26 protein-coding genes and 2 tRNA genes are annotated in these 25,015 nt (G+C 34.9%); 8 read left to right on the forward strand and 20 right to left on the reverse strand.

Translation table 11 applies throughout. The features are described from left to right. The first annotated feature begins 9 nt into the window (after positions 1–9). The gene (dapD, locus tag BM088_RS05680) at positions 10–837 is read left to right on the forward strand and encodes a 2,3,4,5-tetrahydropyridine-2,6-dicarboxylate N-succinyltransferase (protein WP_091981368.1); all 828 of its coding nucleotides are present in this window, start codon (positions 10–12) and stop codon (positions 835–837) included. Between the two features lie 46 nt (positions 838–883). Here dapD and BM088_RS05685 read toward each other — a convergent pair whose 3' ends face one another. Beyond that, positions 884–1,618, reverse strand: coding sequence for a substrate-binding periplasmic protein (locus tag BM088_RS05685; protein WP_342742230.1), 735 nt, complete (start codon positions 1,616–1,618; stop codon positions 884–886). Positions 1,619–2,121: 503 nt separating this feature from the next. Next, positions 2,122–2,206, reverse strand: a tRNA-Leu gene (locus BM088_RS05690). 384 nt (positions 2,207–2,590) lie between these two features. Between BM088_RS05690 and BM088_RS05695 the strand changes: the two genes are divergently transcribed. Beyond that, complete coding sequence (locus tag BM088_RS05695) at positions 2,591–3,127, forward strand: RDD family protein (RefSeq protein WP_245763764.1); 537 nt, start codon at positions 2,591–2,593, stop codon at positions 3,125–3,127. A gap of 90 nt (positions 3,128–3,217) precedes the next feature. Here the strand turns inward: BM088_RS05695 and pdxJ are convergent, their stop codons facing one another. The 10 genes from pdxJ to rpoE form a co-directional block, all read right to left on the reverse strand. After that, positions 3,218–3,949, reverse strand: coding sequence for a pyridoxine 5'-phosphate synthase (pdxJ, locus tag BM088_RS05700; protein ID WP_091981374.1), 732 nt, complete (start codon positions 3,947–3,949; stop codon positions 3,218–3,220). Between the two features lie 22 nt (positions 3,950–3,971). Then, positions 3,972–4,670, reverse strand: coding sequence for a DNA repair protein RecO (gene recO / locus BM088_RS05705; protein ID WP_091981378.1), 699 nt, complete (start codon positions 4,668–4,670; stop codon positions 3,972–3,974). Positions 4,671–4,735: 65 nt separating this feature from the next. Then, positions 4,736–5,611 carry a GTPase Era gene (era, locus tag BM088_RS05710; protein WP_245763770.1) on the reverse strand — a complete coding sequence of 292 codons (876 nt, stop codon included), beginning with the start codon at positions 5,609–5,611 and terminating at the stop codon, positions 4,736–4,738. Positions 5,612–5,706: 95 nt separating this feature from the next. Further along, a complete protein-coding gene (rnc, locus tag BM088_RS05715) occupies positions 5,707–6,390 on the reverse strand; it encodes a ribonuclease III (protein WP_091981386.1) in 684 nt (227 codons plus the stop codon). A 46-nt stretch (positions 6,391–6,436) separates the two neighbouring features. After that, positions 6,437–7,372 (reverse strand): signal peptidase I, encoded by a 936-nt coding sequence (gene lepB / locus BM088_RS05720; RefSeq protein ID WP_091981391.1) that lies wholly within the window; start codon positions 7,370–7,372, stop codon positions 6,437–6,439. Between the two features lie 14 nt (positions 7,373–7,386). Then, positions 7,387–9,174: a translation elongation factor 4 gene (gene lepA, locus BM088_RS05725; RefSeq protein WP_091981395.1), complete on the reverse strand. Its 1,788-nt coding sequence runs from the start codon at positions 9,172–9,174 to the stop codon at positions 7,387–7,389. A gap of 86 nt (positions 9,175–9,260) precedes the next feature. Continuing rightward, the gene (locus BM088_RS05730; protein ID WP_091981399.1) at positions 9,261–9,710 is read right to left on the reverse strand and encodes a SoxR reducing system RseC family protein; all 450 of its coding nucleotides are present in this window, start codon (positions 9,708–9,710) and stop codon (positions 9,261–9,263) included. A 21-nt stretch (positions 9,711–9,731) separates the two neighbouring features. Beyond that, entirely contained in the window at positions 9,732–10,751 is a 1,020-nt protein-coding gene (locus BM088_RS05735) for a MucB/RseB C-terminal domain-containing protein (protein WP_091981402.1), read from the reverse strand. 4 nt (positions 10,752–10,755) lie between these two features. Continuing rightward, on the reverse strand, positions 10,756–11,388 hold the full coding sequence (locus BM088_RS05740) for a sigma-E factor negative regulatory protein (RefSeq protein WP_091981405.1): 633 nt from the start codon (positions 11,386–11,388) through the stop codon (positions 10,756–10,758). A 41-nt stretch (positions 11,389–11,429) separates the two neighbouring features. Then, complete coding sequence (rpoE, locus tag BM088_RS05745) at positions 11,430–12,011, reverse strand: RNA polymerase sigma factor RpoE (protein WP_091981409.1); 582 nt, start codon at positions 12,009–12,011, stop codon at positions 11,430–11,432. 223 nt (positions 12,012–12,234) lie between these two features. On the opposite strand from rpoE, the gene nadB reads away from it, so the two are divergent. Beyond that, positions 12,235–13,851 (forward strand): L-aspartate oxidase, encoded by a 1,617-nt coding sequence (gene nadB / locus BM088_RS05750; RefSeq protein ID WP_091981413.1) that lies wholly within the window; start codon positions 12,235–12,237, stop codon positions 13,849–13,851. On the opposite strand, the gene BM088_RS05755 is transcribed toward nadB, so the two are convergent. Next, on the reverse strand, positions 13,848–14,318 hold the full coding sequence (locus BM088_RS05755; protein ID WP_091981417.1) for a hypothetical protein: 471 nt from the start codon (positions 14,316–14,318) through the stop codon (positions 13,848–13,850). The genes nadB and BM088_RS05755 overlap by 4 nt on opposite strands. Positions 14,319–14,322: 4 nt before the next feature. Beyond that, positions 14,323–14,574, reverse strand: coding sequence for an FAD assembly factor SdhE (locus tag BM088_RS05760; protein ID WP_091981421.1), 252 nt, complete (start codon positions 14,572–14,574; stop codon positions 14,323–14,325). 111 nt (positions 14,575–14,685) lie between these two features. On the opposite strand from BM088_RS05760, the gene ygfZ reads away from it, so the two are divergent. Together ygfZ and BM088_RS05770 are read left to right on the forward strand one after the other, a co-directional pair. Continuing rightward, positions 14,686–15,603, forward strand: coding sequence for a tRNA-modifying protein YgfZ (gene ygfZ, locus BM088_RS05765; RefSeq protein ID WP_091981892.1), 918 nt, complete (start codon positions 14,686–14,688; stop codon positions 15,601–15,603). 23 nt (positions 15,604–15,626) lie between these two features. Then, positions 15,627–16,151: an FKBP-type peptidyl-prolyl cis-trans isomerase gene (locus tag BM088_RS05770; RefSeq protein WP_091981424.1), complete on the forward strand. Its 525-nt coding sequence runs from the start codon at positions 15,627–15,629 to the stop codon at positions 16,149–16,151. A gap of 57 nt (positions 16,152–16,208) precedes the next feature. On the opposite strand, the gene BM088_RS05775 is transcribed toward BM088_RS05770, so the two are convergent. The 5 genes from BM088_RS05775 to BM088_RS05795 form a co-directional block, all read right to left on the reverse strand. Further along, the gene (locus BM088_RS05775; RefSeq protein ID WP_091981896.1) at positions 16,209–16,640 is read right to left on the reverse strand and encodes a hypothetical protein; all 432 of its coding nucleotides are present in this window, start codon (positions 16,638–16,640) and stop codon (positions 16,209–16,211) included. A gap of 80 nt (positions 16,641–16,720) precedes the next feature. Beyond that, positions 16,721–17,584, reverse strand: a complete 864-nt coding sequence (locus BM088_RS05780; RefSeq protein ID WP_091981427.1) for a DUF481 domain-containing protein — start codon at positions 17,582–17,584, stop codon at positions 16,721–16,723. Positions 17,585–17,593: 9 nt separating this feature from the next. Next, entirely contained in the window at positions 17,594–17,926 is a 333-nt protein-coding gene (locus BM088_RS05785; protein ID WP_091981430.1) for a DUF440 family protein, read from the reverse strand. A 109-nt stretch (positions 17,927–18,035) separates the two neighbouring features. Next, entirely contained in the window at positions 18,036–21,149 is a 3,114-nt protein-coding gene (locus BM088_RS05790) for an efflux RND transporter permease subunit (RefSeq protein ID WP_091981433.1), read from the reverse strand. 9 nt (positions 21,150–21,158) lie between these two features. Continuing rightward, positions 21,159–22,358, reverse strand: a complete 1,200-nt coding sequence (locus BM088_RS05795) for an efflux RND transporter periplasmic adaptor subunit (protein ID WP_091981436.1) — start codon at positions 22,356–22,358, stop codon at positions 21,159–21,161. 335 nt (positions 22,359–22,693) lie between these two features. Between BM088_RS05795 and BM088_RS05800 the strand changes: the two genes are divergently transcribed. The 3 genes from BM088_RS05800 (at position 22,694) to BM088_RS05810 (ending at position 24,616) form a co-directional block, all read left to right on the forward strand. After that, positions 22,694–23,497: a crotonase/enoyl-CoA hydratase family protein gene (locus BM088_RS05800; protein WP_091981440.1), complete on the forward strand. Its 804-nt coding sequence runs from the start codon at positions 22,694–22,696 to the stop codon at positions 23,495–23,497. Positions 23,498–23,567: 70 nt separating this feature from the next. Then, positions 23,568–23,927 carry a CidA/LrgA family protein gene (locus BM088_RS05805; protein WP_091981446.1) on the forward strand — a complete coding sequence of 120 codons (360 nt, stop codon included), beginning with the start codon at positions 23,568–23,570 and terminating at the stop codon, positions 23,925–23,927. Next, entirely contained in the window at positions 23,924–24,616 is a 693-nt protein-coding gene (locus tag BM088_RS05810; RefSeq protein ID WP_245763765.1) for an LrgB family protein, read from the forward strand. The genes BM088_RS05805 and BM088_RS05810 overlap by 4 nt, the downstream gene beginning before the upstream one ends. A 320-nt stretch (positions 24,617–24,936) precedes the next feature. Here the strand turns inward: BM088_RS05810 and BM088_RS05815 are convergent. Further along, positions 24,937–25,013 (reverse strand) — tRNA-Arg (locus tag BM088_RS05815). Positions 25,014–25,015 lie beyond the last annotated feature (2 nt).

The following is a 25,015-nucleotide window of genomic DNA, read 5'->3' on the forward strand; positions in this document are numbered from 1 at the left end:
GGACAAATAATGTCAGATTTAAAACACATAATAGAAAATGCGTGGGATAACCGCGATAATATCACACCCGCTACGGTCAAAACGGATATAAAAAATGCAATTTTAACTGCACTTGCATTACTAGATTCAGGAAAAGCACGGGTAGCAGAAAAAATATCAGATGAATGGGTTGTACATCAATGGCTAAAAAAAGCTGTATTACTCTCTTTTAGAATAAATGATAATCAAGTTTTAAATGATGGTGTAAATCAATATTGGGATAAAGTACCGCTTAAATTTACCGATTATACACCTGAACAGTTTCAACAAGAAGGCATGCGAGTGGTTCCCAATGCCGTTGCGCGTAAAGGGAGTTTTATTGGTAAAAATGTTGTTTTGATGCCTTCTTACGTCAATATAGGTGCTTTCGTAGATGAAGGCACTATGGTAGATACATGGGCAACTGTAGGTTCATGTGCACAAATAGGTAAAAATGTGCATCTTTCAGGTGGTGTTGGCATTGGAGGTGTATTAGAGCCTCTACAGGCAAACCCCACCATCATAGAAGATGATTGTTTTATTGGCGCACGTTCTGAAATTGTTGAGGGCGTTGTAGTTGAGCAAGGTGCTGTGATTTCTATGGGTGTTTATATTAGTCAAAGCACACGTATTTTCGATAGAGAAACTGGCGAAACGCATTATGGCAGAGTACCAGCAGGTGCAGTTGTTGTTCCTGGCTCTATTCCATCAAAGGATGGGACTCATAGCTTATATGCCGCAATTATAGTGAAAAAAGTAGATAAGCAAACTCGTGATAAAGTAGGTATTAATGCCTTATTAAGATCCGTTGACGCCTAATTAAATTTAACTGAGAGTGCTAAATTAGCACTTTCAGTTAAACTCTTTAATTTTGGTCATTCAACAACCCTATCTCTGCCAATTGAAAATTTTGAACTAAATCTTTTTGGACGGCAAGAATTTCAGGAGTTTTTAACGCCTTATTTAATGCAAATTTAATCTCACTTTCCGTTCCATGCGTTAAAGCTAAATACAGCCCCTGACTTTCATAGCCTGACTCATTAAATAACGATAATCGCTCTAATTCATTTATTTGATAACCTAAAGAATTTAATTTTCCAGAAACAGCAAAAGTTGTGCCTACAAAACGCTGCACTCGTCCTTTAATTAAAGCCTCTAACGCATTCGCTGAATTTAAAAACTCAAATACATTTTGAGGTTTAAAGTACTCCTTAATACTTCTCGCCTTATGAGAGTTTCTTTCCATACCGACAAAAATTCTAGTAGGATCGATAGCGTCTCTTTTTTTCCATATGTATTGCTGCCCTGAATATAGAGATGTTAACCAAATAAAGCGCTCTTTTCTTTGCGGTGTTTTTGAAATGGACAAAATTAAACGATTTGGTAATTGAGACTCCTTTTGCATGATCCTAGCCCAAGGTTCAGCACTGAACTTCACTTTCAATTGGCTAAATTTTAATAATTTAACAGCAAAATCATAAACAGGCCCATAACCTTTCCCATTATCATCTATCATTTGAAATGGCGGGTTATGCTCAAAAACTACTATTAAAGTTTCTGACTTTAAAGGAGAAATAAATAACAAACAAAAGAAAAACAAAATTTTAATAACTCAGCCTCATCTAAAAAATTATATGCTAAATATAGTGCCATTAAACATCTTTAACCTGCCTATTCTAGAACTTCATCCTATTAATAAATGGTTGAAACAATCGCGTCTTCAATTATCGCTTCAGCGGTAAGCTTAACCGTTTAAATGATTCTTTCAAGCATAAAAAAACTTGCCAGAGGCCTAAATTCAAAAGTGCTATCAATAGGCGAACTAAACCCGATTCACAAGTCTGGCCTGATATTAAAAGCGATTCCCTATAATCTCTCTATATAGATGACTGCTTTTATAGCGCAGTAAAAATACCTTCCAACTGGCAAAGGAAGTATTAGTTAATCATTTTTGAAAGTTTATGTTTCTGGGTTAAAGTTGGTCAAGTAAATTTAGGAAAGTCCAGTCAGAAAATTTAAAATAGCGCATGATATTAGCTGCAGCATTTTTAAACTCTTATTTCAGGCATAAAAAAACCCTTGCCAAAGGCAAGGGTCTAAAAGTGGTACCAGTAGGCGGACTCGAACCGCCACACCCGAAGGCGGGGGATTTTGAATCCCCTATGTCTACCAATTCCATCATACTGGCATAATTTTTCTTTCACTCTCTCGCTTTAATCAATATTAAAACAGATGAAAAAATAAAGAAAAACCACTTCAGAGCTCAAGCTTTATAACAATTATTTTTATTAGTTGCTCTCGTCTCTATGCCAAGCATTATACAAAGATGGTTAGCCGCAGCAAGTACTTTTTGCGAACTATGCGTCAACTGCTCGGTAATTGCTCAATCCAATTACTTTAGCGTATATTCTGTAAATAAAGTTCTAATAAAAACATATGATACTTCTCTTAAAATAATATAAAATTTTAATGTTATATAACTTCTGTGAAAATTCTGTTTTTCAAATTTCCTAGTACGAACGATGTGACTTTGATAAAATGAAATATTGAGTTAGAGTATGAGCGATATAGAGTGCAAAAAACATTAGAGAAAGAGCCGTTAAATAATTTGCAAAAAGAAATATTTCCACGCTCCGGTTTTGGTCGTAGGTTTGCATCTTGGATTTATGATGCTTTAGTTGTGATCGCATTTTCTATGTTAACAACAATCATTTTCTTATTTGTGGTTCAAGGGTTAATTTCTTTGGATTATTTAACATTAAATTCTGCAATTGATGTTTCTGACTATATTGAAAAAAGCCCTATTCTAGAAGGCATACGAACTGCACTGCTCATAATTGTTAATTGTGCTTTTTTTGTTTATTTCTGGACTAAAGGTGGTCAAACAATTGGCATGCGTTCATGGCGTTTAAAAGTACAAAATTTAGATGGTTCAAAAATCACCATTATACAAGCATTTATTCGTGCTATAACTTCACTGTTCGGTTTAGGTAATTTACTTGTAATTTTAGACTTTAAAAATAAGCGTGCATTGCAAGATTATATTGCAAAAACGGAAGTGGTTACTTTAACAAAAGCAGAAAACAAACGTATTTATAAATCTGTTTAATCAAAATTAGTGGTTGTTAATAATAGACTTTAGTAATGTCACTTTCATATGATCTAATCATGTAAGTGACAATACAACAACAAGCTTAAATTATGTTCTCGCTTCTAGCATCAAGCGCTTCATATCTCTTACAGCAGTATCTAAACCATCTATTGCAGCACGTGCAATAACTGCATGACCAATATTTAACTCATAGATAGCCTCGATTGCAGCAATAGGTTTCACATTGTGGTAATTCAAACCATGACCAGCATTTACAATTAAACCAAGTTCAGAAGCAAAGGTAACACCATTTTTAATACGTTTTAGCTCTGCTTTTTGCTCTTTATCGTTTTCTGCATCCGCATAAGCACCTGTATGAATTTCTATATAAGGCGATTTAACATCAGCACATGCTTGAAGTTGACTTTCATCAGCATCAACAAATAAAGACACCTTAATGCCCGCGTCTGTTAGTTGCTTAACAGCACTTGCTACTTTTTCTTTATTGCCAGCAACATCCAAACCACCTTCCGTTGTGAGTTCTTCCCTTTTTTCTGGCACTAAACATACAAACTCAGGTTTAACTTCAAGTGCAATTGCTAGCATTTCATCAGTTACTGCCATTTCTAAATTCATGCGGGTCTGAATGGTTTGCTTCATAACGGTCACATCTCTATCTTGGATATGACGACGATCTTCTCTTAAATGAATTGTAATACCATCAGCACCAGCATGTTCTGCAACACTTGCCGCATGAGCTGGATCAGGATAAGTTGTGCCTCGAGCCTGACGTAAAGTTGCAATGTGATCAACATTAATGCCTAACAAAATTTCTTTCATTGTCTATGCCTTATTATTTTAATCAGGGTTTTATGAAAAGCTCTCTACTTTTGAGAGGCTTATTACCTAATAAAGGTTTTAATAAATAACGACTCAGCTGTTTAGCCAAATTTCTAGTTGCAGAGTCTATAAAATTAAATTGATGGATGTTTTGCAGTTGCTTACCATTAACTGCATATTCATTTATTTCTTGCCTAGATAGTTTTAACCAGCCCATTTCATCATGATATTGATAAAACGATTTTTCTTGTATTTTATCGCCTTCAACATCAAACTCAAAATCGATGCCATAGCCTAACAATTCTAATAATTGAAACTCAAATGTACGTAAATTAGCTTCATAATCATCAGATTGCGGTAATAACATCAAATGTTTATTATAAAGCACAAATACCTGCTCAATAGGTTCATTATGCGGTACGATCCTTTGACACAACTCATTTAGGTAAAACCCGCAATATAAAGCCCTACCCGATAATAAGTTAAGTGGCCCAGCTAATTCAAATTGGTTAAGATATTTTAAATCTTTATTGCCAGAAAAACTGATTAATAATTTTTGGAAAGGTTGTAATTGCGCTTTATGTTTAACGCTATGCTTACCACTTAAACGCGCTAACATGCGTATTTGTCCAACGCCATCGACCAAGATATCTAACATTGCTTGTGAGTCACTAAAAGGACGTTTATGTAATAAGTATGCTTGGTAAAGTTGGTTATTCATTATGATTATGTTAAAGCCAAAAAAATGCAGCCATTTGGCTGCACAATTTAATAATGAACATTTGATTATTCACTGCCGTAACCTAAGCTACGTAATGCACGTTCGTCGTCGGCCCAACCAGATTTCACTTTAACCCAAAGTTCTAAAAAGACTTTATTATCTAACATGGTTTCCATGTCTTTTCGTGCTTCACGACCTATGGTTTTAAGTTTTTCGCCTTTATTACCTATGACCATACGTTTTTGTGTTTCACGTTCAACTAAAATTAAACCGTTGACCTGCCAAACACCATTGTCTTGCCATTTAAATTGTTCTATTTCAACAGTAATTGAATAAGGTAATTCATCACCCATAAAACGCATTAATTTTTCACGAATAATTTCTGCGGCTAAAAATCGCATTGACCTGTCAGTCACGTAATCTTCAGGAAAATAGAACTCACAAGGTTCTAAATGCTCTCTTACATGCTTTTTGATCACATCAATATTTTTACCTTTTGTTGCACTAACCGGTAAAATATCAAGAAATTTGCCTTTTTGTGATAAAAACTCAAGGTGAGGTAGTAATTCTTCTTTATCTTTAACCAAATCAACTTTATTTATAACTAATAAAACAGGTGTTCCACTTAACATAACTTTGTTAAGTACCATTTCATCGTCTTCAGTCCAATGTGTGCCTTCAACTAAAAATAAAATAAGCTCTACATCACCAATTGAGCTACTTGCTGCACGGTTCATTAAACGATTTATAGCACGTTTTTCATCAATATGCAGACCTGGAGTATCAATGTAAATTGCCTGGTACTTGTCTTCCGTGTGGATACCCATAATACGGTGACGAGTTGTTTGCGGTTTACGAGAAGTAATACTTACCTTTTGTTCAATGATCTCATTTAGCAAAGTAGACTTACCTACATTAGGCCTCCCTACAATTGCAATCATGCCACAATGCGTGTCAGGTGCTTCATGGTTAAGTTCTAAGCTTTCAGATAAGATGCTTTCAAATATCTCATCTTGAGATTTATCGTTTTCAGGTATCATTTTTTTACTTCATTTTTTAATTTTTGCAATGCCATCTCAGCAGACTTTTGTTCAGCTTTTCGACGAGATGTTCCAACACAAGTGAAACTATCCAAACCTTCTACAGCACACTCAACTGTGAACATTTGATTATGTGCCTGGCCTTTAGTATCTATTACAGTATAGCTAGGTAATTGTAATTTACGTGCTTGTAAATACTCTTGTAATAAAGTTTTTGGATCTTTTTGGTTAACTTCAGGAGATATCGCATTTAAACGAGATGCATACCAAGCTAAAATTAATTCCTGACAATTACCAATACCTGAGTCTAAAAACACAGCACCTATAATTGCCTCTACGGCATCAGCGAGTGTTGATTCTCTACGATAACCGCCACTTTTCAATTCACCCGGACCTAAACGTAAAAAGTCACCCAGTTTAAATTCAACGCCAAATTCAGCTAAAGTTTGGCCTCTCACTAAAGTTGACCGCATACGACTTAAGTCACCCTCACGGGCTTTAGGAAATTGCTCATAGAGTTTATCGGCAATTACAAAACTTAATATTGAATCACCTAAAAACTCTAACCGTTCATTATGCTGACCTTTATGACTTCGATGTGTTAAAGCTTGTTCTAATAATTGTGGATTTATAAAGGTATACCCAATTTTAGAATATAAATCTTTTGCGTCTTTTTTCATTATCTAATTTTCATATCTATAAATTACGCTGTAATACTTAAAAGGCTTACTGAATTGAACCTAAGCGATTAAAACGAACGCCTGTTGGGATCCAACCGGGTAAAAAATCATCTGGAGTATTATCAAATTCAAAACTCATCCAAATAAATACAGCCTTACCAACTAAATTTTCTTTAGGAACAAATCCCCAAAAACGACCATCGGCGCTATTGTCACGATTATCACCCATTAAAAAGTAACTATCGGCTGGAACTCGCCATTCGTCAACTTTAGTCCCAGGTTGTTGAAAATAACGACCTTTAGTTTCAAGTGCCATAGGGTTAATTAAAATATCATGTTCAATTCCTGAAAGTGATTCAGTTAAACGAGGTAAAGGCATGCCTTGCATTGAAAATTCATCTTCATTCACTATGCTCAAACCGACTTTATTAAACTCACCACACTTTAAACCCGCAGTTTGTTTTTCATCAACTTCACAACTTGGTTTTATATAAAGCTGTTTATTTCGATAAACGACTGTATCTCCAGGTAAACCAACTACACGCTTAATAAAATCAACATTCGTATCTAAAGGGTACTTAAATACTGTAATATCACCGCGTTTTGGTTCATCCATTTCAACAAGTTGTGTGCGCCACACAGGGTCTTTTATACCATAAGTAAATTTTTGAACGAGTATAAAATCACCAACCAAAAGTGTTGGCATCATAGAGCCTGAAGGTATTTGAAAAGGTTCAAATATAAAGGATCTAAATATCGTGATTGCCGCAATCATAGGAAAGATAGAAATTGCAGATTCAGTTATAGCAGGCAAAGGCGCTATTTTCTCAATGGCTTCTTGATCAAGTTCTACACCTGATGAAACTTGCGCCAATGCAATACGTTCTTTTCTTTTTGGCGCAAACATAAAATGATCAACTAACCAAATTAAGCCACTTCCTAGAGTTAAAATCACCAAAAAAGTTGAAAAATATCCTGCCATAATAAAAGTATTCCTTATTTACCGACTTTTAAGATTGCTAAAAACGCTTCTTGTGGTACTTCTACATTACCCACTTGCTTCATGCGTTTTTTACCCTCTTTTTGTTTTTTAAGTAGTTTTTTCTTACGACTCACATCACCACCATAACATTTGGCAATTACGTTTTTACGTAGTTGCTTAATAGTAGTACGTGCAATAACATGAGCGCCAATTGCAGCCTGAATCGCAATATCAAATTGTTGACGTGGAATAAGCTCTTTTAATGCTTCTGCTAACTGACGGCCTCGAGACTGCGCCCCCTCATGATGTGCAATAATTGCCAGCGCATCAACTCGCTCACCATTGATTAAGATATCAACACGTACCATATTAGAAGCTTGGAAGTGTTTGAAATTATAATCTAACGATGCAAAACCTCGACTAGTTGATTTCAATTTATCAAAGAAGTCCATTACAACTTCAGCCATAGGTAATTCATACGTTAACGCAACTTGATTACCATGATAAGACATATTGGTCTGCATACCACGTTTTTCAATACATAGAGTAATGACATTACCTAAATAATCTTTTGGCACTAATATATGTGCCTCGACTATAGGCTCTCTAATTTCAACAATATCATTTATTGCTGGTAACTCTGACGGATTATCAATTTGAATAGTTTCACGTTTAGTTTCAATTTCATAAATTACCGTAGGTGCGGTGGTAATTAAATCCATATCATATTCACGTTCTAAGCGTTCTTGAATAATTTCCATGTGTAACATACCAAGGAAACCACAACGAAACCCAAAACCTAAAGCAGTTGAACTCTCTGGTTCATAAAACAATGAAGCATCGTTTAGGCTTAACTTTGCCAGAGCGTCTCTAAAATTTTCGTAATCATCAGATGAAATAGGGAACATGCCCGCATATACTTGTGGCTTTGCTTTTTCAAAACCTTCAAGTGGTTCTTCAGCCCCTTTTCGGGCTAAAGTAATAGTATCACCTACTGGTGCACCATGAATTTCTTTTATGCCAGCAATAATAAAACCAACTTCACCGGTTTTTAAAACTTTAGTTGCAGTTTGTTTTGGTGTGAAGATACCAATATTATCTGCGCCATGTATTTGGTCAGTCGACATTACTTTAATTTTATCACCAGAATTTAGTACACCTTGCTTAATACGTACTAATGATACAACCCCTTGGTATGGGTCAAACCATGAATCAATAATTAAAGCTTGTAAAGGTGCTTCTGGATCACCTTCAGGGGAAGGTATATTTTCCACGATTGTTTCTAAAACATCTTCAATACCTAAACCTGTTTTAGCAGAACATTGCACCGCATCGGTTGCTTCAATGCCAACAATATCTTCAATTTCTTCAGAAACGCGTTCAGGTTCTGCTTGCGGTAAATCAATTTTATTTAAAATAGGTAGTACTTCCACACCCATTTCTAATGCAGTGTAACAGTTAGCGACCGTTTGAGCTTCTACGCCTTGCCCAGCATCAACAACAAGCAACGCCCCTTCACACGCAGCGAGTGAACGTGATACTTCATAAGAAAAATCTACATGTCCAGGAGTATCAATGAAATTTAGTTGGTAAGTTTCACCATTTTTAGCTTTATAGTCCAAAGTAACACTTTGCGCTTTAATGGTAATACCACGTTCACGCTCAATATCCATTGAATCCAAAACTTGTGCTTGCATTTCTCGGTCAGTTAAACCACCACAAAAGTGAATTAAACGATCTGAAAGAGTTGATTTACCATGATCAATATGGGCGATAATCGAAAAATTACGAATGTTTTTCATAAACTGGATTCAATACTACTATAAAAATAAGGACAACTATTAATACCGACAATAGCGCGAAAGAGGAATTTTACAATTAAATGCGGCTAATCACCATCTATTTGCGTTAATGGCAGGCTATTTGGGTAAATTTTTATGAGTTTTATATCATAATTAACTTTTTCCAGCTGTTTTTTTGCAAATAAAAAACCAATTACCCCACCAACAAGCGCAAAAATAATTTGCCAACCTTCAGACAATGACAATAAAAGGGAACTAAAAATAGCCAAAATCATAGCCGAAATTAACGGCAATAAGTAAATCATTAATGAGCTTTTCAGAACATGACTGTCATCAAGTGCCATTTTGACCTTTTGACCAATTTTAAGTTCTTCATCAAAAACAAAAGCAAGCTCAGGTGACTTATCACCAAAAAGCTTACTAAATATTTTACTGCCACATTGACCGCTACAACCTTCGCAACTGGGTTTTTCATCTGCTTTTAAAAAAGCTCTTAAACCTTCAACTGACGTTACGGTTAACGTTTGCTCTATCATTTAAACCATACTCAATAAAAATTATTTACGCTGAACAGATTGCGCTATTATTTTTGCCGTATCTCCTGGTATATTACCAACCACAGATACATCAAATCCTTTGGCATTATGTACAAATATAGATGTTGCACCTGACGATAGCCCTCCACCTCTTCTATTTCCAGGTAATGGTCTCTGCACAAAAACTGAAATTTCAATTAGTCCATCACCATATAAATAATAATCAGCTAATTCGTTATTTATATTCAACTTATGTCGATCAGATTTCAATAGTGTGAAACCATCCGGTAACCAGCCTATATGCCAATTCCCTTGCGTACCTTTTAGCTTATCAAGAGTGCTTTTTTCATTATTTAAATTTACTGGTGGAAATTTAGCCTGACTTAGCTTGATAAGCTCAGGCGCTATATTTTTTGTCATACTAACATGAGTCAATTGTAACTGCTCAAGCGCAGCACCTTGTTGATTTACATACGCAGCTTTAAGCAATAATGACGACTCTAAATCTAACCATAACCAATAATTATATTTCGAAGTATCTTTTGCTTCAATTTTAACTAGCTGTGCGGCACGCCCTGCAATACGTCCTTTACCACCTAAGGTAAAATTATAAGCTGATTCTAATAGAGTAACATCTTGGAAAAACACATCAGGAATTGGACCTGATATATGCTTAGCAATTATTGTATAAGGTTCAGATTGAGGTTCAAAATAAGTAACTTGATCATTCATTCTGAATATTTCTAGTCCGGCTCCATTAAGTAAACTTAAATGCTCTAATTCATTATTACCACTTATGCCATGTAACCAGCGGTAAGGTTCCATATTATTGCCTTTAACAACGGCAAAAGAAGCATTAAAGTTATTATGATGAATTGTTTCTGACATTTTGATAAGCAATGATTTTGCAGATTCAGGTTTAACATCTTTGTTTAATTGGCTTGTAACTTCATGGTTTTGCGCCTCAGAAGTGTCGCTGTAAGCAGGCGCAATACTACCAATAAAAAGAAAAATACTACATAAAGAGGTGAATTTTCTCATTATTTTATTTGGAATCCTCATTTTTAATTTTGTTTAAATCGTCACTTTGCAGTTTTTTTTCAGAAGTAGCAATACGTGTTTGTCTTTGGTGCTCCATTACTAAAGCTCCAATTCTTTGTTGTTGTAATTTTCTCAAGTTTGATGATGCATTTTGTAAAGCTGGCTTTTCAGAAGAATAACTTACCGGTGATGCCACGCCACCAAAGGGCGTTGTTTGTAATTGTAACAAGGGTAAAGACTCTGTTACTTGAACATCATCTGTTGGTAAATTTTGCACACCAACTATCGCGAACATTGCAACACTTGCTGCAATTGCAATTTGGCTGAATGGTTTTTTCCAGTTGAATGCCACTACATTGTCAGTTTTTTCAGCGTCAACTTGAACATTAGATACAACGTCTGATTTATTGAAATCAGCAAAAATAGGCTCATGTTCCAATTGACTAGCTACTTTACTTGCTATATCTAAATGTATGAAATCTTTATCATTAGCGCGCATCACATCGCCAATTAAAGAATATTTTTCTAGCGTTTTCCCCGCTTCAGATTGAATCATAAATTCACTCAAACCTTCTTCAGCATCTAAAAATGCTGAAATTTCGGCTTTATCTTGTTCGGTTAACTGCTTAATAGTCATATTCTAACTCGCCTGTTTTTGCATCTTTTAAGTATAGACGCTTATTCGTTTTCGATTAAAGGATTTAACTTGATATCAATTGCTTCACGTGCTCTGAATATTCTAGATCTGACTGTTCCAACTGGGCAGTCCATTATTACAGCGATATCTTCATAACTCATCCCTTCAAGCTCTCGTAAAGTGATTGCCATTTTCAAGTCATCAGGTAATGTCTCTATAGTAGAAAAGATTACTTTTTTAACTTCATCACTTAACAATAAATTTTCAGGTGTTGCACTTACTTTTAAAGCATGTGCACCGTCATAAAACTCAGCATCATCAACATCAACATCATTTGCAGGTGGCTTTCTTTTTTGTGCCACCAAATAATTTTTAGCGCAATTTACTGCAATTCGGTATAACCAAGTATAAAACGCACTGTCACCTCGAAAGCCAGGTAATGCACGATATGCTTTAATAAAAGCTTCTTGTGCAACATCAGATACATCAGCATGGTTTGATACATAACGTGAAATCAAACTCGCCACTTTATTCTGATACTTCCTAACTAATAGGTTGAAGGCGTTTTTGTCTCCTTGCTGAACCTTTCTTATTAACGCTAAATCTAATTCCTGCTCGCTCATTCGAGCCGGTACTCCTATTATTATTTGCAAAATTTTAGTTATTTTTATTACTGTTTTTTAATACAATAAGTCTAAATTCAAATAATCAGACCAAGATATAAATAAAAAGTTCTATTCTTTCACAATTTTTTTTAAAATAAACGAAAAGTATACTTAAACGATTTAAAAATTCGTACTTTAGATTGTTTAAGTATATGCATTGTAACCTAAGTGATACTAATACATGAACCAAAAAAAACATCCAAGTTCACATTATAGTACTGACGTCGTAATTATAGGCAGTGGTGCAGCAGGGCTTTCTTTAGCCTTAACATTAGCGAATCATTGTAAGGTGTTAGTTGTAAGCAAAGGTCCTCTTAACGAAGGCTCAACTTTATATGCCCAAGGCGGTATTGCGGCTGTATTTGATAAAAATGACACTATAGATTCGCATGTTGAAGATACCTTAGACGCAGGTGCAGGTTTATGTAGCCGCGATGCAGTGCATTATACCGCTAGCAATGCTAAGTCATGTATGAAATGGTTAATTAAACAAGGTGTTCCATTTGATATGGAACGAGATAATTCTGGTAATGAAAGGTATCACTTAACCAGAGAAGGAGGCCATAGCCATAGGCGTATTTTGCATGCAGCCGATGCAACAGGAAAAGCAGTTCAAACAACTTTAATTTCTCGTGTAAAAGAGCACAAAAATATCTCTTTACTTGAAAAATATAACGCAATTGATTTAGTTCGTTCTAAAAAAAATAAAAATAACTGCCAAGGGCTTTACGTTTGGAATAGAAATAAAGAACGTGTTGAAACGATTTCGGCGAAATTTATTTCATTAGCAACAGGTGGTGCAAGTAAAGTATATTTATATACATCAAACCCTGATATTGCCAGTGGTGATGGTATAGCAATGGCTTGGCGTGCTGGTTGTCGTATTGCTAACATGGAGTTTAATCAATTTCACCCGACCAGTTTATATCACCCCGAATTACAAAATTTTTTAATTACAGAAGCAATGCGCGGTGAAGGTGCTTATTTAAAACGCCCTGACGGTACGCGGTTTATGCCTGATTTTGACGAACGAGCCGAACTTGCACCCAGAGATATTGTCGCCCGAGCCATAGATTTTGAAATGAAACGTTTAGGTGCAAACTGTGTTTATCTTGATATTAGCCATAAAGATAAAGACTTTATTATTGAGCACTTCCCTACTATCTATGCTAAATGTTTAAGTATTGGATTAGATATTACCAAAGAAGCTTTACCCGTTGTGCCTGCAGCACATTATACCTGTGGCGGTGTTGTTACTGACTTTAATGGTAAAACAGATTTAGATAATTTATATGCCATAGGTGAAGTCGCTTATACCGGACTTCATGGCGCTAATCGTATGGCAAGTAATTCACTTCTAGAGTGTATTGTTTTTGCCCATGCTGCCGCTAAAGATATCTTAGAAAAATTAGATCAAATACCACACCAGCAAGAACACATTTCTGAATGGGATGAAAGTCGCGTATCTGATTCAGATGAAGAGGTTGTTATAACCCATAACTGGCATGAGTTAAGATTATTCATGTGGGATTATGTCGGCATAGTGCGTACAACAAAACGTCTTGAACGAGCTCAAAGACGTGTTGAGTTATTGCAACAAGAAATTCAAGAATATTATACTAACTTTAAAGTAAGCAATAACTTACTCGAATTGAGAAACTTAGTACAGGTCGCTGAACTTATCATTCAATGCGCACTGTCACGAAAAGAAAGTAGAGGTTTGCATTATACGTTAGATCATCCCGAATTGTTAAAAAAGCCAAAGCCAACAATATTAACACCAAAAAAAGCGTCTTAGTTTTTATTATTTTTCAAATTTACTAACATACGACGCAGTCGAGTAAAATCAGCTGCAGTCATGCTTTGCTTTTTTAAAACAAGTCTATTTTTAATACCTAAATTTTTAATTTCAGGTTTAAGCCGTAAAACAATAAAATATTCACAATGTAAACTTGAAGATAAAACCTTGGCTATAACAGGTTTTTCATTATAACTATTTGAAGTGTTGATATTGGATATTACGATTTGAACTTTATCTTTTGAAAATATTAAAAGAGATCCTGACACAGGCCATATTGAATCTATTTTATAATGACAAAATATATAGCTTAAAATACAAGTTATAAAACCGGTGAGATAGCTCGTAATGCTTGTACTTGAAATAAATAATATAAGAGAGACAAAAATAAAAAAGAGTGCAACTACCCACATTTCTTTTTTATTTTCATTAAAGGTGATTTTGTAGCTAAGTTCAGTTTCTGACAAAGAGTTATACTTTTACACGATTTAAAATTAACTGAACCATATAATCAAGTTCTTCATCATCACTTTTTTCATGACCCATAAACCAAGCAAATAGATCTGGATCATCCCCCTCTAGTAAACGCTGAAAAATACCTTTATCTTTTTCTGATAAAGCATCATATGCATCTTCAACAAAAGGCATAAATAATACATCTAATTCCAACATACCACGACGACATGCCCAGCGTAATTTTGCCTTACTATCTAAATTTGCCATTTATAACCATCAGTTATTAAATTTAATTGGTGTTATTCTAACAAATTTATAATGTTTAGCACTTCAAATACGTTATTATATGCAGATAAACTCACTGACTTTAATATGCCCATGCCTCATATATATGCTTGCCATTTGTCGGATCAATTGATCCAATTTACCGGACCAGATAAAAAATCTTATTTACATGGCCAAATTACGCAAGATGTAAACTTATTAACTAACGATGCTCTTTTGTGGGCAGGTCAATGTGACGCCAAAGGAAAACTTTGGTCTATATTGCGTTTATTCAATTTCCAAGATGATTATTTTGCAATCACATCAAAAGATGAAATTGAAAATGCTTTGGCTGAATTCAAAAAATACGCAGTCTTTGCAAAAGTAGACATTGAACAAAATAAAAACCACCAGCTGGTTGGACTTTTTGGGGATGACCTTTCTGCTGTATTATCTGAGCTCGAAATCATATTACCAACCGAAAATAATAGCACCATTGATTTCAAATTTGGAAAAGCAATCAAACTCGATAATAATCGACTTATTTTATGTATAGATAAAAAAGCACAACTTCCTTCTTGTATTACACTATTGGAAAGTGAGCAAAAATGGCAAAGCCTTTCAATATTAGCTGGTGAACCAAAACTCAACAATCAAGCCATTGCTGAATACGTCCCTCAAATGGTTAATTTACAAGCAATTGGTGGCATAAGTTTCAAAAAAGGTTGCTATAAAGGTCAGGAAACAGTTGCCAGAATGAAGTTTTTAGGCAAAAACAAACGTGCAATGTATATACTTGAAGCAAACACTAACAAACCATTTGAAGCTACAGAAGTTGAACAACAACTTGGGGAAAACTGGCGTCGTGCAGGTAAATTAATACAAACCAGTTTTGATATTGATACAAACAGAGCATATGCTTTAGCTATCATGCCCAATGATCTTGCGTTAGATACACTTCTACGCACAAAACAAGAAAACCCAATTTCAATTGAAATAAAGCCATTACCTTATAGCCTTATTGAAGAATAATTTAAATATACGAGAATAAAAGTATGAATATAGCTAAAAATAAAGTCGTTAAAATGCACTACAGCGTGATGGATAAAGATCAAAACTCTATCGATAGCTCTTTTGATAACGACCCATTAGAAATGATTATTGGCAGTGGTTTTTTAATCCCAGGTCTTGAAAAAGCACTTTTAGATAAAACAATTGGTGATAAATTCACTGTAGAGGTTGCGGCTATTGATGGCTACGGTGAACGTCATGAAGGCTTAATGCAAGCTGTTCCTATGTCAATGTTCGAAGGTATTGATGTAGAAATCGGCATGCAATTTCGCGCAACAACAGACCAAGGGGAACAATCTGTAACGGTTATTGAAATTCAAGGTGACGATGTCGTCATTGATGGTAACCACCCATTATCAGGCATAGATTTAACTTTTGACGTTGAAGTATTAGAAGTACGTGATGCCACTGAAGAAGAGCTACAACACGGACATGTTCATGGAGCAGGTGGGTGTGGTCACGATCATGGACATGACCATCACGAACATGACGAAAACTGTAATCATTAGTCACCAGAGTGAAAAATTAAAAACCCACTTATCTTAATTAAATAAATGGGTTTTTTGTTAATTATTATCTAACCTAGAGTTTAGGGCAGTTAATAAGTTTTCTTGATCATTAGTTCCTAACCTAATAGAAGTACCATCTTTTAAATCAAGTGCTACAGCACTAAACCCATGTACTGTATATACCCAACCATCATGTGTAATTCTGATCCCAATACCATGACGAAATGAATTTGTGACAGCCTTTACTTGCTCAATATCTGATAGTTTAATTTTTTTACCTAACACACCAGGGCCAAATCCCCAGGAAATATCTTTATCCGATACCTTAATTGTTAAACCATGAAATATAAACCCAATCACAATAAGTGAAATTGCAAACAAAATAATTGGCACGTTTGGTCCTAATAATACCAAAGCCAAGATAACAAATGAGGCTATCCAGCCTAGTAATACAAAAATGATGTAAGCAAACTGTTTATGTTGATAAATAAGTTTTTGAGTCAAAATATATTCTCTATAGGGTTTATTAATTTTAGCGTATTACAATTTCAAGTATGAAATAATATACTTTAATTAAAGTTATATACTATGGTGGTACTGGTTTCACCATCATAGTTTGTTTTGTTATCTTCAGGGCTTGAGTTATAACGATATAGATATGAAAATTTTAAAGATAAGTCATTATTTATTTGACTTACTAAAGACGTCTCAGATTTTAGCCTTGAATTTAATCCCGATAACGACTTTTCACTACTTAAAGTTTGATTAAATCGAGTTCTTTGCGATATATTTCTTTGCCAGTGCAAAGCTAATCGCAGCAAAAATCCAGACTCAGATAAATCATCATCACTTACCTGATAATTGACTCCAGGTCCCATATCAAAGTCTAACGTGTTTTTATGGCCCGAATACAAGCGATTGCCATAACCCGATGAAAGTGACGTTTGATACTTAAAACCACCAAACTTATCTTTTTCGTATTCACTATAAATAAAAAATGATTCTGCTGCAGAACCAAGTTTATAATTACCCTGTAATGATAAAAAATAACGTTCCGCTGATTTTTCTTTTTCATCTGTGTCAGTATTTTTATCTTTTTTTAGCAAGCTATCAAATTTGAATTGATTCCGCCAATTATCAAGGTCTTGAAATATACTGCCTTTAAATTTAACAGCTGAAGATTGTGTATTGCCTGAGGTAACGATCAAACCAAATTCGGTATCACCATAGAATAACTCACCACGCCTTTTATCATGAATTTCATCAGTATCTAATTGACCATAATCAGATAATATTTCAAATAAAGGTTTTTTATCATGAATTTCATCAGTATCTAATTGATCATAATCAGATAATATTTCAAATAAAGGTTTTTTAGCATGTGTTGTAAAACCAACAAAAAAAAATGCAGCAAGTAATACGTGGTAGTACATCTATCCTTCCTAGTCTTTCCAGATAATATGACAAAATGAGGCTGCTTTATCTCTACTAATTAAAATTTTAGCAAAAATAATATCTTTATTTTCTATACCAACACTGTCATATTCCAAACCGACTATCACCTGTGCATAGTCTTCTGGCTCAATTTCAAATTCAACAAAAGTATTCCAGCTTTCATCGGCGATATCCTCTTCAATAAAGCCATGTTCTTCACGATCTTGATTAAATTTTTCAATATCTTGCGCTTTAAGGTTGTCAGGTGCTAATTCTAAAAAAACCTCATAAGCTTGGCCTGAAATTTCTTCTAAGGTCCACAAATGTGATGAATCAGTCATAATTTTTTACTCATATTATTAATTGCCTTTATTATACTTAAAATAAATAGTTGCCAAACAAAAAGCCAAGTAAAAACTTGGCTTTTTGTTGTTTAATTTTATTTAAAAGTTAAGCGATCGATTTTTCACCCTTAAACTTTTCTCTCATCCTCTGAATCAAAGAATAAAATATTGGAATAAACAAAGTGCCAAACAAAGTTGCCGTTATCATACCTGCTAATACAGTAATCCCAAGAAAAATGCGACTACTTGCACCTGCACCCGTTGAAAAAACGAGTGGTAAAACACCTAATATGAAGGATAGTGCAGTCATTAATACCGCTCTGAAACGTAATTTTGACGCATTAAGTGCAGCATCATAAATACTCAGCCCTTTCGCTCTTAACTCCATTGCAAATTCAACAATTAATATCGCCGTTTTAGTTGATAAACCAATTAATAATACTAATCCTACTTGAGCATAAATATTATTTTCCATACCTAATGTATATAAAGTTAACATAGAGCCAAATATAGCCAAAGGCACCGCTGAAATAACTGAAAAAGGAATTGTCCAACTTTCGTATTGTGCCACTAAGAATAAATAGACAAAAATAATTGCTAACCCAAACAGCATAGGTGCTAAGTCTCCCGCCTCAAGCTCCTGCTTAGATTGCCCTGCCCATTCATAAATGTAACCATCAGGTAAATCTTGAGCCAACTCTTCCATCACCTTAATTGCTTCACCACTTGAATAACCGGGCGCTGCTGATCCCGTAATGCTAGCACTTCGATAAAGATTAAAATGATTCATACTCGTAGGGCCTAATATTGGCTTTAATTTAGCAAGTGTTGTTAATGGCACCATATCTTCGTTTGAGTTGCGAACAAAATAATGACGTAAATCGGACGGGTCTTTCCTAAACTTAGATTCAGCTTGGATCATCACACGATAAGTACGCCCGAATTGATTAAAGTCATTAATATACATAGATCCTAATTGTGCCTGTAAAGTGACAAATATATCACTTAATGACACGCCTTGTGCTTTTACTTTATTACGATCTATCTCTAAAAAGTATTGGGGCACATTCGCTCTAAAAGTACTGAATACACGCATTAATTCAGGTCTTTGATTCGCGTCATAAATTAAACCATTCATCACTTGAGCCAACTGCATAGGATCTCGCCCTTCACTATCTTGCAATCTAAATTCAAAACCTGAACTATTCCCTAAGCCTGGTATAGGGGGTGGATTAAAAATCATTACTTGAGCATCAGGCATAGTCCACAACTGACCCATTAAACGCTGTATCGTACTCCGTAAACCTAGCTCTTTCGTCGTTCTATTTTCCCAGTCTTTCAAAATAATAATACCTAATCCATTATTTGAACCCGCACCACTTAATAACGAAGTACCGGCAACACTAATAAAATCAGTAACGGAAGGATCTTTTAAAATAACCTCTTTGACTTTATGCATTACTTGAGCAGTACGGGCATTTGCAGCCGCATCAGGTAATTGCACATTAACAAATAAATATCCTTGATCTTCTCCTGGTACAAAACCTGTTGGTACCTCTTTGGCAAGCCATCCAGTTGCAGCAAACATGATCAAAGCTAATACACCCACTCGCGCTGAACGTTTTAATAAATAATCAATTTTATTGGTATAACTTCCCGTCATACCTTTTATAGCTCGCTCTAAAGGTGCTAGCCATTTTATAGGCTGCATGGCTTTTTCATTTAATAACAATACACATAATGCAGGACTCAGTGTTAAAGCATTAATTGACGAAATAATCACAGCAAAAGAAATTGTCACTGAAAATTGTTTATATAGCTCTCCCGTTATGCCGGGCATAAAACCAACAGGAATAAATACCGCCAGTAATACTAAGGTAGTTGCAATGATTGGCCCTGAAACTTGCTGCATTGCTTTAGTAACAGCTTCCTTTATTTCCAGTTTTTCTTCTTTAAGTAGTCGCTCTACATTTTCAATAACAACAATTGCATCATCAACAACGATACCTATCGCTAAAACCAAACCAAATAAAGTAATTGTATTAATTGAATACCCCATCAACATCATAAAGGCAAAAGTACCAATTAATGACACGGGGATCGCAACCGACGGAATGAGTGTTGCACGCCAATTTTGTAAAAACAAAAATACGACAAGAACAACTAAAGCAACCGCTTGAAATAAAGTTACAATCACTTCTTCAATGGACCTGTCTATAAATTTAGTCGTATCAAATGGAATTGAATATTTTAAACCATCAGGAAAACGCTCTGATAAAATTTCCATTTGTGCTTTTACCGCAGCAGCCACTTCTGTAGCATTCGCATCAGACAACTGATAAATAACTAAAAAAGCAGTAGCATTATCATTTAACTTAGCTTGAATACTGTAATCTTGAGATCCTAATTCAATCCTTGCAATATCTGTTAATCGAACAAACTTTCCATCAGTATGAGCACGAATAATTGTTTGACCAAACTCTTTGACTGTCTGTAATCGACCCTTAGCTTGAATTGAATACTCAAACTGTTGGTTAGGTAATGCCGGCGAAGCACCTAATTTACCAGCAGCCACAATTAAATTCTGTTCTTTTAATGCACTTTGAACCTCAGATACAGTGACACCTAAAGAAGCCATTTTATCTGGCCGTAACCAAATACGCATTGAATAGCTTTTTTCCCCCATAACAGATGCTGAAGCAACACCATTCAAACGCCCTAAAGGCTCAGCTAAATAATTAGTTGCATAGTTACTTAAAAATATTTCATCTAAATTTTCTTTTTCTGAATATAAAGTGATGCCCATTAACATACTGGTTGACTGTTTTTTAACGCTCACTCCTTGGCGCTTTACTTCTTCAGGTAAACCACTCTCAGCTAATGCCACACGATTTTGAACATTTACCTGTGCAATATCACTGTCGGTTCCGACCTTAAAAAATACATTAATCGTTGCAGTGCCATTGTTAGATGCCGTTGATTCAATATACATCATATCTTCAACACCATTGATTTGCTTTTCAATTGGACGGATCACTGACTCTTCAACAATCTGCGCGCTAGCACCTGGATATGTCGCCATGATCTGTACTTGAGGCGGTGTGATTTGTGGATACATATTAACGGGTAATAATCCCAAAGAAATCAAACCCGCTAAAGTGATTACAATTGAAATAACCAAAGCAAGCTTAGGTCTACTTATAAATATTTTACTGATCATCGTTAGCCTCTACTTAACATTTAGCGTACTGATAACGCCTGTCATTGCATCTACAGACTTTTTGATAGGATTAACCTCAACCCCTTGCTTTACTTTTTGAAGACCTTCGATAATTACTCTTTCATTTTCTTTTAATCCTGACTCAACTACCCACATAGCATTAATTCGACGGCCTAACTTCACATGACGAGTGATCACCTTATTGTCATTTGAAACCACTAAAACAAATTTTCCTTGCTGATTTTCTTGTACTGCAGCCTGAGGCACCAATGACATATTTTTTTTATTTTGACTTTCAACAATTAAAGTCACAAATAAACCTGGTAAAACAATACCTTCAGGGTTAGCAAAAACAGCTCGTAATTCAACAGTTCCGGTCCCTTGATCGATCTTAGTATCAGAAAAATCAAGTTTACCCATTTGCCCATATTCAGAGTTATTAGGTAAACGTAATGCTAAGTCCATAGGTACTTCAGCTGCTGATTTAAAGTTTTTATTTTTTTGTAAATAAGTAATGTAATCCGCTTCTTCAACCTGAAAGTTCACATAAATAGGATCTACAGCAGTTAAAGTCGCTAAAGCATTGCTTTGTGGACCAATAATATTGCCAACATTATAATTTACCTTACCAATCTGCCCTGAAAATGGCGCGACTATTTTTGTATAACTTAAATTGAGTTTAGCTTTTTCAAGCGCGGCTTCAGCCGCCTTAACACTTGCAGCAGTTTGCGCAGCATTCGTGGTCAACTTATCTAAATCAGACTGTGAAATAAAACCTTTTTCAGCAACCTCTTTACCACGTTTTAAATCTCTTTTTGCGCCCTCAGAACCTGCTTGTTTACTTTTTAAATCTGCTTGCGCTTGAACTAAACCCGCCTTATATTCCGCAGGATCAATTTCAAGTAAAGCTTGTCCTTCATTAACAAAAGCTCCTTCATTAAAGTGACGTAATAATAACTCCCCTTCAACACGCGCTTTAATTTCAGCTTCTTGATGCGCCTGAGTGCGGGCAACAAATTCTCGATAATTTCCAACTTTTTCAGTTTTAATTTGATAAACAGACACTGCCGCTGGCGGCGCGGATTTCTTAACTTGCTCTTTTTGGCCACATGCAATTAAAGAAAATGCGAAGCTTGTTATTAATGCCCCATGTATAATGCGTGATTTTATATGTTTATTATATTTATTAAGCGATAATGGCACGGACATAAATAATCTTCCTTCAAATTAAACTGATTAATATAAAACTCTGTATTCAATACTAATACGAATTAATGCTAATGTAATGTTATATAAAACAAAAAACTCACTTATTATTTTACATAATAAATACCCATTTATATTTCATTCTAAGTTATTAAAAATCGATAAAATAATATGTTTTCTTCATCAACACCTTAAAATCGGCTAGCACTATCAAACATTTAAACACGCGTTAAATGAACCTAACATGAGTAAAATAATAATTTATCTTTCGTTATACCTTTAGCCAACTTTACTTTTTATCATATTAATTTTAGGCTAATCAAAAAAAAGGAGGTCCGATGAGTGAAGATTTAATACAATTTAACGTCGAAAATCAGGTTGCTATAGTCATATTTAATCGCCCCGAAAAACTGAACGCGCTCAATTTTTCAATGTTCCTGACACTAGATAAAATAATAAAAACAATCAAAAAAGATAAAAATATTCGTGCGGTTGTACTCAAGTCAATAGGCAATGACTTTTGCACCGGACTTGATGTTGCCAGTGTAATGAAGAACCCCATTCAGGTATTAAAATTATTATTTAAATTCTTACCGGGTAATGCCAACTTAGCACAAAGAGTAACTTTGGGTTGGCAATCATTACCCATTCCCGTTATTGCTCAAATTCAAGGGCGGTGTTGGGGTGGTGGCATGCAAATAGTTCTAGGTGCGGATTATAGAGTTGCACATACAGATGCAAGCCTTTCAATTATGGAAGCGCGCTGGGGACTATGTCCTGATATGGGGGCTAGTGTTCAACTTGCTAAGTTAATGCCCTATGATCAAGTTATGTGGTTATCAACTCACGCCGAAACGATTGATGCTCAACAAGCTAAAAGGCTTAATTTAGTGAGCTTTGTTTGTAATGATGTAGAAAAACAAACACAACTTTTACTTAATAAAATTTTTTCTAAATCACCAGATACGGTTTCAGCAGTGAAGCGTTTATATCAAACAAGCCATGCTATAAATACTAGAAGAGCTTTAGCCAGAGAGACTTTTAATCAAATAAAATTACTTTTATCTAAAAATACGCGCAGAGTAATGAAAGCAAACACACACAAACAACAAGTCAAATTTTCTGACAGATCAAAATGGTAGCTCAGTTTCTAGTATGTTTATCATGCTTAATTTGTTAACTTAATCAGTATTGTCATTGATTCATTAAAATATGAGAAACCTGATCAAATATATTAAAAGCGCAGCAATTATTTTAGCTTGCCTGTTATTGGGCAAGCTTTCAGCATATGCTACAAATAATATATTTTCAGGTGCTACTTCAGGTATGCTACTACTTTTTATTTTATTAGTTTGCGGTAGAGTAAAATATCAAACAGTATTGCCTTGCTCTCAACCTCTTTTAAAATATATGCCTTTGCTTTTTATTCCTACGGTTGTAGGCATGATTGAACATTTAAATTTACTTAAAAATAATATTGTAGCTATCAGCATTAGTGTCATATTTAGTTGTATTGTTACATTGGCTGTTGTAGGTCATATTTTTCAAAAAATAAACAAATCAAAATTATGATTATTTATGGATTACCATTAACAATTATTCTATTTTTCATATTTAAAAACATTCAAAATAAAACGGGCTGGTTAGTATTAAATCCTATCTTAATGACTATGCTATTAATCATTTTTATATTGATTATTAGCAATACACAATATAGCGTCTACGCAAAAAGTAATTTGCCACTAACTTTCTTATTAGAGCCCGCTATCGTTGCATTGGCAATGCCTTTATATAAAGAATTTATTTATATAAAACCGCAACTAAAAAATATTGTAATTGCATGTGCTTTTGGTGTTTTTAGCTCAACAACGATTGCTTTAGTGATTGCTTATTTATTAAATGCAGATGAACAAATTCTCGCTTCAGTGGCTCCTAATGCCGTGACATCCCCTATTGCAATGGCTTTAGCGAGTTCCTTAGGTGGCATAGCAGCCCTTGCAGCCACAATAGTCATTTTAATAGGTGTTTTAGGTGCCATTTTTGCCCATCCACTACTTAAATTAATTGGCGTATCAGATAAAGCAGCACAAGGTTTAGCGATGGGAGCAGCCTGTCATGCACTCGGTACAGCAAGAGCCGTTGAAATTAATTCGACAATCGGCGCTTTTGCATCTGTATCTTTGATCATAAGTACCGTTTTAACTTCTCTCATTTTGCCAATTTTATATCCACTGCTTATGAATATTTTAAAGGCGATTTAATTACCACAGCATTCTAAGTGGACATTCCTAATAAGCTAAATATATTGAATCCCATAACTCGTTATAATTCGATCAAATACCTTGCCCATATGAAGTGTGGTACTTAGATTCCGTCTAGAACAATAAATTTTAGCTTTTGATAATTTATCTTCATTTAACTTGCTCACTCAGTTAAAAAATAAATATAAGAGTAAACATCGCCTAGTTCAGGCTTAGCGGGAGCCACTTAGCTAAATATGCTTTTATATTAACTAAATTTATACAAATTTTAGACACAAAAAAACCGACTTGATGTCGGTTTATTATATGAAATTGTGAAGTGGTGGGCGCAGGAGGAGTCGAACCTCCGACCGCCTGGTTCGTAGCCAGGTACTCTATCCAGCTGAGCTATGCGCCCAC

The organism is Pseudoalteromonas denitrificans DSM 6059, from assembly GCF_900112265.1.
Classification (GTDB): domain Bacteria; phylum Pseudomonadota; class Gammaproteobacteria; order Enterobacterales; family Alteromonadaceae; genus Pseudoalteromonas; species Pseudoalteromonas denitrificans.

Bases quoted from the DNA above. Each gene is read 5' to 3' on its own strand.
- dapD (WP_091981368.1), top strand. From the start codon at position 10: ATGTCAGATTTAAAACACATAATAGAAAATGCGTGGGATAACCGCGAT.
- pdxJ (WP_091981374.1), bottom strand. From the start codon at position 3,949: ATGAAAGAAATTTTGTTAGGCATTAATGTTGATCACATTGCAACTTTA.
- recO (WP_091981378.1), bottom strand. From the start codon at position 4,670: ATGAATAACCAACTTTACCAAGCATACTTATTACATAAACGTCCTTTT.
- era (WP_245763770.1), bottom strand. From the start codon at position 5,611: ATGATTGCAATTGTAGGGAGGCCTAATGTAGGTAAGTCTACTTTGCTA.
- rnc (WP_091981386.1), bottom strand. From the start codon at position 6,390: ATGAAAAAAGACGCAAAAGATTTATATTCTAAAATTGGGTATACCTTT.
- lepB (WP_091981391.1), bottom strand. From the start codon at position 7,372: ATGGCAGGATATTTTTCAACTTTTTTGGTGATTTTAACTCTAGGAAGT.
- lepA (WP_091981395.1), bottom strand. From the start codon at position 9,174: ATGAAAAACATTCGTAATTTTTCGATTATCGCCCATATTGATCATGGT.
- BM088_RS05730 (WP_091981399.1), bottom strand. From the start codon at position 9,710: ATGATAGAGCAAACGTTAACCGTAACGTCAGTTGAAGGTTTAAGAGCT.
- BM088_RS05735 (WP_091981402.1), bottom strand. From the start codon at position 10,751: ATGAGAAAATTCACCTCTTTATGTAGTATTTTTCTTTTTATTGGTAGT.
- BM088_RS05740 (WP_091981405.1), bottom strand. From the start codon at position 11,388: ATGACTATTAAGCAGTTAACCGAACAAGATAAAGCCGAAATTTCAGCA.
- rpoE (WP_091981409.1), bottom strand. From the start codon at position 12,011: ATGAGCGAGCAGGAATTAGATTTAGCGTTAATAAGAAAGGTTCAGCAA.
- nadB (WP_091981413.1), top strand. From the start codon at position 12,235: ATGAACCAAAAAAAACATCCAAGTTCACATTATAGTACTGACGTCGTA.
- BM088_RS05760 (WP_091981421.1), bottom strand. From the start codon at position 14,574: ATGGCAAATTTAGATAGTAAGGCAAAATTACGCTGGGCATGTCGTCGT.
- ygfZ (WP_091981892.1), top strand. From the start codon at position 14,686: ATGCCTCATATATATGCTTGCCATTTGTCGGATCAATTGATCCAATTT.
- BM088_RS05770 (WP_091981424.1), top strand. From the start codon at position 15,627: ATGAATATAGCTAAAAATAAAGTCGTTAAAATGCACTACAGCGTGATG.
- BM088_RS05780 (WP_091981427.1), bottom strand. From the start codon at position 17,584: ATGTACTACCACGTATTACTTGCTGCATTTTTTTTTGTTGGTTTTACA.
- BM088_RS05785 (WP_091981430.1), bottom strand. From the start codon at position 17,926: ATGACTGATTCATCACATTTGTGGACCTTAGAAGAAATTTCAGGCCAA.
- BM088_RS05790 (WP_091981433.1), bottom strand. From the start codon at position 21,149: ATGATCAGTAAAATATTTATAAGTAGACCTAAGCTTGCTTTGGTTATT.
- BM088_RS05795 (WP_091981436.1), bottom strand. From the start codon at position 22,358: ATGTCCGTGCCATTATCGCTTAATAAATATAATAAACATATAAAATCA.
- BM088_RS05800 (WP_091981440.1), top strand. From the start codon at position 22,694: ATGAGTGAAGATTTAATACAATTTAACGTCGAAAATCAGGTTGCTATA.
- BM088_RS05805 (WP_091981446.1), top strand. From the start codon at position 23,568: ATGAGAAACCTGATCAAATATATTAAAAGCGCAGCAATTATTTTAGCT.
- BM088_RS05810 (WP_245763765.1), top strand. From the start codon at position 23,924: ATGATTATTTATGGATTACCATTAACAATTATTCTATTTTTCATATTT.